Source organism: Spirillospora sp. NPDC000708 (assembly GCF_040299565.1).
GTDB lineage: Bacteria > Actinomycetota > Actinomycetes > Streptosporangiales > Streptosporangiaceae > Spirillospora.
In genome coordinates this window covers 89,518-101,238 of sequence record NZ_JBEPCJ010000006.1, presented here as the reverse complement: position 1 = coordinate 101,238, position 11,721 = coordinate 89,518, and the positions used below count along the sequence as shown (strand labels likewise).

Genomic DNA, 11,721 nt, shown 5'->3' with positions numbered 1-11,721 from the left:
TACATCATGATTTGTCCGAAGCTACGATCTCGGGCGTGCGTATCGAGGCGCGGCGAGGCGCGGAACGAGCCCGGGAGGACGGCGTGGACCCGCTGGTCACCGGCATCAGGGACCGCTGGTCGGGACAGGGCATGGCCGGCGGGCCGTGGCCCTTCATGGCGATCAGCTCGGTCGAACGGCTCCACCAGATGCTCAAGAAGGCACTGGACACCGAGCTGAAACGGTTCGGGCTGAGCCGGACCGGCTACTTCCTGCTGACCACGCTGGCGCTCATCGGGCACGGCAACGCCCGGCTCAGCACCCTCGGCCGGATCCTGATGATGCATCCGACGACCGTGAAGCTGACCGTGGACCAGCTGGAGGCGGCCGGGCTCGTCGAGCGCGCCCGGCACCCCCGCGACCGGCGCGCCACCCTCGTGCAGATCACCGCGGCGGGACGCGAGCAGGTCAACGCCGCGAACCTCGCGCTGGAGGACCCGGAAGGCGCGCTCGCGCCGTTCGACGGGATGCACCGCGACCTGTTCGAGGCGCTCCAGCCGGCCCGGCTCGCGGCCGGCGACCTGGAGCTCTGAGCGGGCGGAGCCCGCCGCGAGGCGCGGTGAACCGGCTGTGACATCGCCTGCGTACATCGTCATCGACAACACAAGACCCGGGCGATAAGGCAGTCTTCTCCTATGCCACAGAGTCACGGCACGCGCAGACGCACCGGTTCCGCCTCCGGCCGCACCCGCTCCGAGCAGCGGCGCGGCGGCCGGCGGCGGGCCCGGGAGCGGGGCGCCGGCGGCCGCCGGGACGACGCCCGGGTCCCCGCGCCCCGGCCGTCCCCCGAGGCGCTCGACACGCTCGCCCCGCCGGAAGCCTCCGGCCCGTACGGCCCGTCCGGGGACGCGCGGGAGCTGTCCGCGCAGTACGGCCCGGGAAAGCGGCGGCGCGCCTGGAAGCTGCTCACCCACAACGTCACCATCACCGTGGCGGGCATCGCGGTGCTCGCCGGCGGGGTGGCGTTCGTGGACTGGGACAAGGTCCTCGGCGAGGCCGAGCCGCCGAAGGCCGCGTCGAGCGGCCTGTCGACCAACGACATGCTCGCCCACCTCCAGGGCTTCGATATGGACGCCATCACCGCCGACTCCATCGCGGCCGCCAAGGAGCGGGCCTACAAGGAGCACCAGGCGTACATGAAGAAGCTCAAGGAGCAGGCCAAGAAGGACGCGGCGGCGCGCGCGAAGCTGAAGGCCGAGAAGGAGAAGGAGCGGCTCGCCAAGTCCAACCCGAGCGCCGCGGAGAACAAGGCGTACGGCAAGAAGATGAACGCGGCCAAGGGCTGGGGCAACTGCTGGTCGTCGCTGCTGACGCTCTGGAACCACGAGAGCGGCTGGAACGAGCGGGCCGTCAATCCCGGCAGCGGCGCGTACGGCATCCCGCAGGCGCTGCCCGGCTCCAAACTCGCCAGCGCGGGCGCCGACTGGCGCACCAGCTCCCCCACCCAGATCGCCTGGGGCCTCGGCTACATCAAGGCCCGCTACCACGACCCGTGCGGCGCGTGGTCCTGGTGGTCGGCGCACCACTGGTACTGAGCCGCGGCCGATAGGCGACGCGGACGGCGCGTGCTGGTGGCCGGGCCCCGATCCGGGCACGATGTGGGGATGACCACGAGCAGGGCGCGCCAGGCGGGCGGCGCGGGCGAGGCCGGCACCGACCGGCGGCAGTGGGCGCGCGCGGACGCCACGCGGCAGGCGCTGCTGACCGCGGCGCAGCGGGTGTTCGCCGACCGCGGCTACGCCGACGCCGGCATCGCCGAGATCGTCGAACGGTCCGGCATCAGTGTCGGCAGCCTGTACCACCACTACGGCGGCAAGGCCGGGCTGTACGTGGCGCTGTGGGAGGAGCTCACCGACGAGCAGGAGCGGAGCGCCGCGCGGGCCGTGTCCGCCGCCCGCAAGGCCGGCGAGGACGACCCGATCGCGCTGTTCATCGCGGGCGCCCGCGCCTACCTGCGGGTGTGCTGGGAGCGGCGGGAGGCGGCGCGGCTGTTCCACGGCGGCGAGGGGCCGTCCGGCTCGTCGCTGATGCGCCGGAGCCGGGCGCAGCACTGGATCGCGCAGAACACCAAGCTGCTGCACGGCACGGCCGGCACCCCGGCGGGCCGCGCCGGGGAGGTGCTGAGCCTGGTGCTGACCACCGTGATCGGCGAGGCCGGACGGGAGATCGCGACGGCCGAGGGCGAGGCGGACGCCGCCGAGATCATCGACGAGGTGTGCCGCATCCTCATCCGCCTGGCCCGCTGACGCGGCGTCCCCGCCCCGGGCCTCCGGGACGGGGAGCGCCGCGTCGCGGACGCCCGGCACGGCGGTTCAGCGGGCCCTGGCCGGGAGGAGCGCGAGGCGCGGGCCGCGGCGGGCGTGCCTGCTCCGGCGCCGGCGCGGTTCGGGCTCTCGCCGCGGTTCCGGTTCCCGCCAGTCCAGCTTCGGTGCCGCCTCCGCGCGCAGCGCCGCCCGGGCCTCCGGGGTCGTCCACGACGCGACCGTCCACACCGCCGCGGGCGGCGCGGCGGCGGGTCTCGGCCGGGGCCGCACCGGCCGCGCCGGGACGGGCCGCACCGGCGGCCCGTCGAGTCGGGGACGGGCACGGCGGAGGTGGAGGTGGAGGCGGCCGGGCCGCCGGGGCGAGACGCCCTCCCGGCGGGCCAGCCGCAGTCTGAGCAGCAGCAGCGTCACCGAGGACGCCATCGCGGCGAGCACGCCGGCCTGCAGGGCGGTCAGGTCGTCGAGGTTCGAGGAGTCCCGGGGCAGCGCGCGCAGGTTCGCGACCGGCACCGGCGCGATCGGCGCGGGCGCGGTCTGCGGGCCGACGACCGGGGGCAGCACGACGTCCGGGCCGGTCAGCCCGCCCGGCACGCCCTCGGGGGTGACCGGCGGGACGCCGGGCGGCAGCGCGCCCGGGCTGATGCCCGGCGGCAGCGCGCCGGACGGTTCGGTGACGACGAGCATGTAGGTCCGCGTCCTGGCGGCCGCGTGCGCCGCCGACGCGCGCACGGTGAGCCGGATCGTCCCCGGCTTCGCGCCGGACGGGACCCGGACGGTCACCGTCGCGGACGTCCCGCCCGCACCGACGCCGCCGAGGCCCTGCTCGGACGGGGTCGCCGTGGCGCCGCCCGTCGCCGACGCCCGCAGCACGGTCCCGGACGCGGTGGCACCGGACGCCGACACCCGGACGGTGGCGGTGATCGAGCCGCCGGGGCGGACCGTCGCCGACGACACGGTGGCCGCGACCGACAGCACCGGCTTCGCCGGCGTGCCCGGATCGTGCGGGTCGCCCGGGACGTGCGTCGGCGTGTGCGACGGCGTCGGCGAGGAGCCGTGCGGCGGCGTGGGGGTGGGCGAGCCGGTGTCCGGCGGCGGCGTGGTCGGGTCGTCCGTCGGCGAGTCCGTCGGGGTCGGCGTGGGGGTGTCGGTCGGCGACGGGCTGTCGGTCGGCGCCGGCGACTCCCCGGACGGGGTGGTGGACGGCGCGGGCTCGGCGATCACCGGGGACGCGCCCGACACGGCGAGCACCGCCGCCACCCCGAGCCCCGCGAACAGCGCGCCGCCGGCCGACCGTGAACGCATCCGCACCCGCCCCACCTCCACCCGTCGAGACCCGGTCAACGGGACGACTGAATCAGGCGGCGAATGACCTTTCAAGGCGCGGGGAAAAGGTTGTCAGCGAGCGACGAATTACCGCCCTCGGCCGCCGGCCCGGATTATCAACCGGCGCGCACCGGCGGGTCAGGAAGGGGCGAGCCGCTCGATCCGGTCGAGGCGCCCGGCGAGGAGGTCGTCGTGGGCGATCGCGAAGTCGCCGTTCGGCGCGGCGCCCGAGAAGTATGTCCCCGCCACCGCGTCCGGGAGGTATTCGCGCAGGCTGTAGCGCATTTTTCCGGGATAGGCGACGGGCTCCCAGCCGTCGCCGGACGCGCCGTCGGCGCCGAAGACGACCCAGTGGTCGGTGCGGACGGGCTCGTCGAGGCGCGGCGCGCCGCCGGTGTGGCAGTCGAGCGCGGGCACGACGACGCGGTCCGGGTCGTCCGGCTCGTACCACATCAGCAGCGGTTTCGCCCGGCGCGCGTCGGCATTGTCGAAGCAGCAGAGAATGATCACGTGCCGGGGGAAATGCGTCGCGTAGAAATCCATGAGTTCGGGATCGGGACGCGGCCTCCGGTGCGGCGGGACGCGGTCCAGCGCCGCCGGGATCAGCGTCGGGTCCTCGGCCAGCAGGACCGTGTAGACGTCGTGGTCGAACACCCGCACGCCGGGTCCGTCGGCCTCCATCCAGTCCATCGTCGCGGCCGGCACCGGTGTCAGGGCGTCCACCATCAGGTTGAGCACGTCCGCCTCGCTCTGCCGGAGCGCGAGGAAGTTCTCCGGCGTCAGGGCGCGCGCGGGCACGTGCAGCAGCATCGCGTTCGGGCCGCCCGCGAGGTTCACGGCCGTGTTCTGGTACCCGAGCACCTCGATGAGGCCGTGCTCGGGATGGTGCCGCCGCCCCGCGTAGAGCGTCGTCCCGGAGAACGCGGCCTGGTCCATGGACACGCACATACGACCAACCTAAGCGCACCGGAACAGCCGCCCTGCAACGGTGCGAACCGTCATGCGAGCGCGCCATCTGACCGGTGAGGCGAAGCCGAAGGCGAGCCCCTTGGGGCGGCATTGCATCGACACTGCAACACTGCTGACCATGACGTTGGGAAGAATCGTGCTGACGGGGGCGGCGGGCCGGGTCGGATCCGCCGTGCGGGGGCCGCTGCGCGAGGCGGCGGGCACGCTGGTGCTCGCCGACCGGGTGCCGCTGGAGGCGGAGGCGCCGAACGAGGTGGTGCACCGCACCGACCTGTCGGACGCGGCGGAGATCGTCGCGGGCGCGGACGCGATCGTCCACCTCGCCGGGGTGCGGGACGAGGCGCCGTTCCCCGAGCTGGTCGAGGGCAACATCCTCGGCACGCAGCGGATGCTGGAGGCGGCTCGGGTGACCGGTGTCCGGCGGGTGGTGCTGGCGAGCAGCAACAGGCTGACCGGCCTGTACCCCTCCACCGAGACGGTGTCGGCGGAGATGCCGCCGCGCCCGGACGGCCTGTACGGGGTGAGCAAGGTCGCGGTGGAGGCGCTCGCGCGGCTGTACGTCGACAAGTTCGGGCTGGACGTGGTGTGCCTGCGCATCGGCAGCCTCGACGCGGCGCCGAACGAGCCGCGGCACCTGGCGACCTGGCTGAGCCACCGCGACTGCGCCGGCTTCGTGCTGGCGGCGCTGACCGTCCCGGCGCCGGGGTTCCTCGCGGCGTACGCGGTGTCGGCGAACGCGCGGCGGTTCTGGGAACTGGACGAGCGGCTCGGCTACCGGCCCCTGGACGATGCCGCCGAACACGGCATTCCGGACACGTTCGTCGGGCCGGGCACCCCGCAGGGCGGCGACTTCGCGTCCGCCGAGTTCACGCTGCGGTACCTGGAGCCGGCGGCGGGCGCGGAACCCGACGCGCGAGAGTGACATTTGGTTCACACGAGATGCGATGGACGGTTATCCTGACCTCAGGGTTACCGGTTCCTGACGGAAAGTCGAAGGGGTCCATGCCAACGTCCACGTGGTTCCGCCTCAACGTCGCCAAGCGGGAACGGGTGCTCGAGGTGGCGATGCGCGAGTTCGGAGAGCACGGGTACTCCACCGGCAGCCTCAACACCATCGCCCGCGAGGCCGGCATCGCCAAGGGCTCGCTGTTCCAGTACTTCAGCGACAAGCTGGAGTTCTTCGCGTTCGTCTGCGACGAGGCGTCCCGCCGGATCCGCGAGGAGATGGAGCGGCGGATCGCCCGCGTCGACTTCGACCAGTCCTTCGACGAGTGGCTGTTCGACGTGCTGTGCGACTGGACCGAGTACATGGCCGACCACCCGCTGGAGCGCGCGGTCACCGCCGCGACGAACTTCGAGCTGGACAACAGCGTCCGGTCGGTGGTGCGCGACACCGCGAACCAGCACTACCTGCAGGTCATCCATCCGACGCTGGACCTGTGGAAGGCGCAGGGCGGCATCCGCGAGGACGCCGACCTGCAGGTCCTCGCCACGATGATCCTCACGCTGCTGCCGTTCCTGGCGCTCGCGCCCTACTACGACGGCCTCGACCCGATCCACGACCTGCGCGGCCGCACGCCCGACGAGCAGCGGCCGGTGGTCCGGCAGCTCGTCGCGGGCTTCCGGCCGATGTTCGCACCGGAGAAGTAGCCGCCCGGGCCTGCCGCCCGGGCCGGGTCAGTCCTCCAGGTCGGCGACCAGCACGTCCATGTAGCGCGCGACGGCCCGCGCGGCCGGCGGCAGCTCGGCGGCGTCGGCGGCGGTGAGCACGCGCGGGCGGGCGATCCGCCGGACGCGGCCGAGCCGCTCCACCCCGCCGCGCCCCTCGGCGAGCAGGTTGCGCACCCAGTCGGTGTCGGCCCCGTACGGCAGGCCGACGATGAGCCGGTCGCCGTTGCGGAACGCGGTGACGGGCGTCCGGTATTCGCGTCCGGACGTCCGCCCCTTGTGGACGATGACCGCGAGCGGCGGCAGGTAGGGCGCGTAGACGCCCTGCACCCGGTTCGTGACGGCCTTGTTGATGCGGCGCAGGCGCCGCGGCATCAGTGGCTTGGGCATGCCCCTGCCTAACACGTCCCCGGCGCCCGCGCATCCGGCCGGGCCGCCGCCTAGCGCGTGAGGATGTACTCCTCCGGCTTGGCCTTGCGGTTGCCGGCCCAGAACTCGAAGGTGTGGCCGGGCCACAGCGTCCGGTTGACGCCCTGGTCGTCGAGGTACCAGCTGTTGCAGCCGCCCTCGTTCCAGACGGCGCGGCGCAGCCGCCGCTGCATCCGGTCGTTGAAGCGGCGGGACGCCTCGGGCTTCGGCTCGATCGCGACGGCGCCGGACTCCTGCAGCAGCCGCAGGCAGCTGAGCACCTGCTGGATCTGCACCTCGATCATGAAGACGACGGAGTTGTGGCCGAGGCCGGTGTTCGGGCCGAGCAGCATGAAGAAGTTCGGCATGCCGGGGACCGTGGTGCCGCGGTGGGCCTCGATGCCGTCCGCCCAGATCTCCTGGAGCTTGACGCCGCCGCGGCCGGTGACGCGCAGCTCGTTGAGCGCGTCGACGACCTTGAACCCGGTGCCGTAGACGATGCAGTCGACCTCGTACTCCTCGCCGTCCTCCGTGACGACGGACCGCTCCCGCACCTCGGCGATGCCGGACGTCTCGACGGTCACGTTCGGGCGGGTGAGGGCCGGATAGTAGTCGTTGGACAGCAGGACGCGCTTGCAGCCGATGGTGTAGTCCGGCGTCACCTTGGCGCGCAACTCCGGGTCGGGGATCTGCTTCTCCAGGTGCCGGCGGGCGAGCTTCTCCTGCGGGAACGACAGCCGCGGGTCGATGGTGAAGCCGATCGCGCGGGCCTCCAGGGCCCAGTAGATGCCGTTGCGGAACGCGCGGGCGGCGCCGGGCACCTTGTCGAACGCGGTGCGGACGGGCTTGGGGAAGGTGAAGTCGGGCTTGGGCTGGATCCACGGCGGCGTCCGCTGGAACAGCACCAGCTCCCCGGCCTTCTTCGCGATCCGCGGAACGAACTGGATCGCGGAGGCGCCCGTCCCGATGACGGCGACCCGCTTCCCGGTGAGGTCGTAGGAGTGGTCCCACTCGGCGGAGTGGAAGGTGGTGCCCTCGAACCTCTCGATGCCCGGCAGGTCGGGGAACGAGGGGATGTGCAGGGCGCCGATGCCGGAGACGATGGCCCGGGGCGTGAGGACGGTCCCGTCGGTGAGGGCGACGTTCCACCTGCGCTCGTCGTCCTGGTACTCCATGCTGTCGACGTGGCTGCCGAAGCGGATGTGCTCGCGGACGCGGTACTTGTCGGCGGTGCGCTCCATGTAGGAGCGGATCTCGGGCTGCGGGGCGAACATCCGCGACCAGCCCGGGTTGAGCTCGAAGGAGAAGGAGTACATGTGCGACGGGACGTCGCAGGCGCAGCCGGGATAGGTGTTGTCGTGCCAGGTCCCGCCGAGGGCCTCGCTCTTCTCCAGGATGACGAAGTCGTGGAAGCCGGACTGCTTCAGCCGGATGGCCATGCCGAGCCCGGCGAAGCCGGAGCCGATGATGACGATCGCCGGGGCGCGCTCGCTCATATCCCGTCCTCTCGCGGTAACCTACTCGGAGTAAGTTACTAGGAGTAGCTTACTGACGGTAGGTCCAACAGATAGGATTCCGCTGTGAGTGCCGCCACACCGCACCGCCAGCAGCGCCGCCGCCGGATGTCGCGCGCGGAGCGCGAGCGCCAGATGCTGGACGTGGCGGAGGAGGTGTTCGGCGAGCGCGGCTACCAGGGCACCTCGATGGACGAGATCGCCGAGCGCTGCGGCGTCTCCAAGCCGATGCTCTACGAGTACTTCGGCTCCAAGGACGGGCTGCTCGTCGCGTGCGTGAGCCGCTCCAAGGCCGAGCTGCTGGACGTCACGCAGAAGGCCATGGCGGGCGCCACCGACCCCAAGGACATCCTCTGGCGCGGGATGGCCGCCTACTTCGGGTTCATCGACGCGCACAGCAAGTCGTTCGCGATGCTGCTGCGCGAGCCGGCCGCCGGGTCGCAGGAGACCGTCGAGGCGGTGGAGGCGACCCGCCGGCAGCAGAGCGAGCTGATCTCCGGGGTGCTCGCCGCCTTCGCCCCGCACGCGGGCGAGCCGGCGATCGCCGCGTTCACCGAGATCATCATCGGCGCGTGCGAGCGGCTCGCCCAGTGGCGGACCTGGCATCCCGAGGTGACCGCCGAGGACGCCGCGCGCTACATGACCGACTTCTGCTGGCAGGGCCTCAGCCCCTACCTCGCCTGACCGGCGCCCGGAGCGGAGCGCCGGCGGAGCGGAAGGCGCCGGTCAGGGCTGCTGACCCCGTCCGCGCGGGAGGGCGTCGAGGGCGCCGATGAGCAGGTCGAGGCCGAACTCGAAGTCGGTCTCGGGGTCGTGGCTGGCCAGCTCCTCGGAGAGCGCGACCACGTGCGGGAACTCGGCGGCGTCGAGCTTGGCCCACGACTCGGCCTGGGTCTCGACGAGGTTGTCCAGCGTCTTCACCACGCCGGTCTCGCGGAGCTGCGCGCCGAGCGCGTAGGCCATCAGCGCCCGCATGATCCGCACCGAGGTGGGGCCGTCGAAGCCGGCGGCGTCGGCGAGCGCGAGGGCCCGCTCGGCGGGGCGCAGCCCGAGCTGGGTGTCGATCTTGTGGGTGAGGACGATCGTCATGCAGCGCGGGTAGTCGTGCGCGACCTTCCGGAACGCCCGGACGAGGGCGCGCGCCCTCGTCTGCCACGGCTCGTCGGGCTCGTCCTCCAGCTCCAGGCCGGCGATGACGTGCTCGGCGACGCCTTCGAGCAGCGCGTCCTTGTTCGGCACGTGGTTGTAGAGCGACATCACCGCGACGCCCAGCTCGCCCGCCACGCGGCGCATGGACAGCGCGCCCGCGCCCTCCCGCTCGATCAGCCCGACCGCCGCCTGCACGATCCGCGCCCTGGTCAGGACGGGTCGCGGCGCCGGCGTGTCGGACGTCACGTCGCCGTTCATCGGTCCCGCCCCTTCCCGCCGTTGACACCCGTAAGTGCACCGTGACACGGTACGTACATCGTACGTCTTACGTACATCGTACGTGTCGCGCCCTCGGGGAGGAACGCCGTGTCGACCCATGACCTTTACACCGAGCCCGTCGGCAAGTCCACCTGGAACGTGCCGCTCGCCGGCGACGCCCGCTTCACGTGGGAGTACGACGACGGCCGCGACCGCCTCCTCGCCCTGTACCAGAAGGGCAAGGACAAGCAGTGGGACTCGGTCAAGCGGATCGACTGGGACCTGGAGGTCGACCCGCACGACGTCCTCGGCGTCCCCGACCAGTCCCTCGCCATCTACGGCACCAAGTACTGGGACAAGCTCACCGACAAGCAGCGCGGCGAGCTGCGGCAGCACTCCACGTCCTGGCAGTTCTCCCAGTTCGTGCACGGCGAGCAGGGCGCGATGGTCACCGCCGCCCGGATCGTCGAGTCGGTGCCCGACCTGGACGCCAAGTTCTACTCCGCCACGCAGACCATGGACGAGGCCCGGCACGTCGAGCTGTTCACGCGGTTCCTGCACGAGAAGGTCGGGATGGTCTACCCGATCAACACCAAGCTGCAGGACCTGCTGAACGAGACCCTCACCGACTCCCGCTGGGACATGCCCTACCTCGGCATGCAGGTGCTCATCGAGGGCCTCGCGCTCGCCGCGTTCGGCGTCATCCGCGACATCACCACCAAGCCACTGCCCAAGCAGCTCCTCGCCTACGTCATGCAGGACGAGGCCCGGCACGTCGCGTTCGGGCGGCTCGCCCTGCGCGACTACTACAAGCAGCTGTCCGCAGCCGAGCTGAGGGAGCGCGAGGACTTCGTCATCGAGGGCTGCTACCTCATGCGCGACCGCATCCGCGGCCGGGAGATCTGGACCAACTTCGGCATCGACCCCAAGGAGGTCGACGAGATGGTGGAGAACTCCCCCTACATGCAGATGTTCCAGAGCCTGCTGTTCAGCCGCATCGTCCCGTGCGTCAAGGACATCGGCCTGTGGAGCGAGCGCATCCAGCGGACCTACGACGACATGGGCGTCCTCGACATGTCCAAGGCCGACCTGGAGGCGCTGATGAACCAGGACGAGGACATCGCCGAGAAGCTCGACGCCGAGCGGTTCGCGGCCGAGGAGGCCGAGCGGAAGGCGGAGGTCGACGCGGTCATCGCGGACGCCGCTGCGGGCTGAGTACGGTTGGGGATCATTCCGCTCGGGACATCTCGGAGGTCTGCATGCCACTCGCGCACTTCGACGGGGCGCTCGCCGTCGTCACCGGAGCCGGCAGCGGGTTCGGCCGCGCCATCGCGCTGGCCCTCGCCGAACGCGGCGCGACCGTCCTGGCGGCCGACATCGACCTCCCGTCCGCCGAGCGGACCGTGACCCTCGCCAAGACCCTCGGCCCGGGCGGCGGCGCCTACGAGGTGGACGTGGCGGACGCCGCCGCCATGGAGGCGTTCGCCGCCGAGGTGCGCGAGGCCCACCGCGTCCCCGACATCGTCGTCAACAACGCCGGGATCGCCGTCAGCGGCCCGTTCCTCGACCACGGCGTCGAGGACTGGAACCGCATCCTCGGCGTGAACCTGTGGGGCGTCATCCACGGGTCGCGGCTGTTCGGCAAGCAGATGGTCGAGCGCGTCAACGCGCTGCCGAACAAGCCCGACAAGCCCAACTTCGGCGGCCACATCGTCAACATCGCGTCCGCCGCCGCGTTCGCGCCGACCCGGTCGCTGCCCGCCTACTGCACCACCAAGGCCGGCGTGCTGATGCTCAGCGAGTGCCTGCGCGCCGAGCTGGCGTCTTCTCGCATCGGCGTCACCGCCGTCTGCCCCGGCTTCGCCGGCACCAACATCGTCAAGAACGCCACGTTCGTCGGCGGCGACGCGGCGCACCGCGAGCGGGTCCGCGTCCGCGGCCAGAAGGCGCTCAAGCTGCGCAACTACCCGCCGGAGAAGGTCGCCGAGCGGGTCGTCGACGCCATCATCAAGAACAAGGCCGTGGTCCCGGTGAACTTCGAGGGCCACCTGCTGCACGCGCTCTCCCGCATCTCGCCGGCGTCCACCCGCCTGCTCGCACGAATCCCCGTGCAATAGGGCCGGCCCCGC

At 72.2% G+C, this 11,721-nt stretch carries 13 protein-coding genes; 8 read left to right on the top strand and 5 right to left on the bottom strand.

All coding sequences use genetic code 11. From position 1 onward, the window contains the following. Positions 1-35 precede the first annotated feature (35 nt). From ABT299_RS07170 to ABT299_RS07160, 3 genes are all read left to right on the top strand, one after another. Complete coding sequence (locus ABT299_RS07170; protein WP_347257040.1) at positions 36-572, top strand: MarR family winged helix-turn-helix transcriptional regulator; 537 nt, start codon at positions 36-38, stop codon at positions 570-572. 102 nt (positions 573-674) lie between these two features. After that, positions 675-1,574 (top strand): aggregation-promoting factor C-terminal-like domain-containing protein, encoded by a 900-nt coding sequence (locus tag ABT299_RS07165; protein ID WP_500250084.1) that lies wholly within the window; start codon positions 675-677, stop codon positions 1,572-1,574. Between the two features lie 69 nt (positions 1,575-1,643). Next, positions 1,644-2,285, top strand: coding sequence for a TetR/AcrR family transcriptional regulator (locus tag ABT299_RS07160; protein WP_190865915.1), 642 nt, complete (start codon positions 1,644-1,646; stop codon positions 2,283-2,285). Positions 2,286-2,351: 66 nt separating this feature from the next. Here ABT299_RS07160 and ABT299_RS07155 read toward each other — a convergent pair whose 3' ends face one another. Both ABT299_RS07155 and ABT299_RS07150 read right to left on the bottom strand, forming a co-directional pair. Next, complete coding sequence (locus ABT299_RS07155) at positions 2,352-3,611, bottom strand: hypothetical protein (protein ID WP_500250083.1); 1,260 nt, start codon at positions 3,609-3,611, stop codon at positions 2,352-2,354. 153 nt (positions 3,612-3,764) lie between these two features. Further along, positions 3,765-4,574 (bottom strand): hypothetical protein, encoded by an 810-nt coding sequence (locus ABT299_RS07150; RefSeq protein ID WP_500250082.1) that lies wholly within the window; start codon positions 4,572-4,574, stop codon positions 3,765-3,767. A 139-nt stretch (positions 4,575-4,713) separates the two neighbouring features. On the opposite strand from ABT299_RS07150, the gene ABT299_RS07145 reads away from it, so the two are divergent. Continuing rightward, positions 4,714-5,517, top strand: coding sequence for an NAD-dependent epimerase/dehydratase family protein (locus tag ABT299_RS07145; protein WP_500250081.1), 804 nt, complete (start codon positions 4,714-4,716; stop codon positions 5,515-5,517). Between the two features lie 80 nt (positions 5,518-5,597). Then, entirely contained in the window at positions 5,598-6,245 is a 648-nt protein-coding gene (locus ABT299_RS07140; RefSeq protein ID WP_190865906.1) for a TetR/AcrR family transcriptional regulator, read from the top strand. 27 nt (positions 6,246-6,272) lie between these two features. Here ABT299_RS07140 and ABT299_RS07135 read toward each other — a convergent pair whose 3' ends face one another. Both ABT299_RS07135 and ABT299_RS07130 read right to left on the bottom strand, forming a co-directional pair. Further along, a complete protein-coding gene (locus ABT299_RS07135) occupies positions 6,273-6,653 on the bottom strand; it encodes a nitroreductase family deazaflavin-dependent oxidoreductase (RefSeq protein ID WP_500250080.1) in 381 nt (126 codons plus the stop codon). A gap of 50 nt (positions 6,654-6,703) precedes the next feature. Continuing rightward, positions 6,704-8,167 carry a flavin-containing monooxygenase gene (locus ABT299_RS07130; RefSeq protein WP_190865905.1) on the bottom strand — a complete coding sequence of 488 codons (1,464 nt, stop codon included), beginning with the start codon at positions 8,165-8,167 and terminating at the stop codon, positions 6,704-6,706. A gap of 84 nt (positions 8,168-8,251) precedes the next feature. Between ABT299_RS07130 and ABT299_RS07125 the strand changes: the two genes are divergently transcribed. Next, positions 8,252-8,869, top strand: a complete 618-nt coding sequence (locus tag ABT299_RS07125) for a TetR/AcrR family transcriptional regulator (RefSeq protein ID WP_347257039.1) — start codon at positions 8,252-8,254, stop codon at positions 8,867-8,869. 42 nt (positions 8,870-8,911) lie between these two features. On the opposite strand, the gene ABT299_RS07120 is transcribed toward ABT299_RS07125, so the two are convergent. After that, positions 8,912-9,592: a TetR/AcrR family transcriptional regulator gene (locus ABT299_RS07120; RefSeq protein ID WP_500250079.1), complete on the bottom strand. Its 681-nt coding sequence runs from the start codon at positions 9,590-9,592 to the stop codon at positions 8,912-8,914. A gap of 108 nt (positions 9,593-9,700) precedes the next feature. Between ABT299_RS07120 and ABT299_RS07115 the strand changes: the two genes are divergently transcribed. Both ABT299_RS07115 and ABT299_RS07110 read left to right on the top strand, forming a co-directional pair. Beyond that, positions 9,701-10,807 carry a diiron oxygenase gene (locus ABT299_RS07115; RefSeq protein WP_190865901.1) on the top strand — a complete coding sequence of 369 codons (1,107 nt, stop codon included), beginning with the start codon at positions 9,701-9,703 and terminating at the stop codon, positions 10,805-10,807. 44 nt (positions 10,808-10,851) lie between these two features. Then, positions 10,852-11,709 carry an SDR family NAD(P)-dependent oxidoreductase gene (locus ABT299_RS07110; protein WP_433140731.1) on the top strand — a complete coding sequence of 286 codons (858 nt, stop codon included), beginning with the start codon at positions 10,852-10,854 and terminating at the stop codon, positions 11,707-11,709. Positions 11,710-11,721 lie beyond the last annotated feature (12 nt).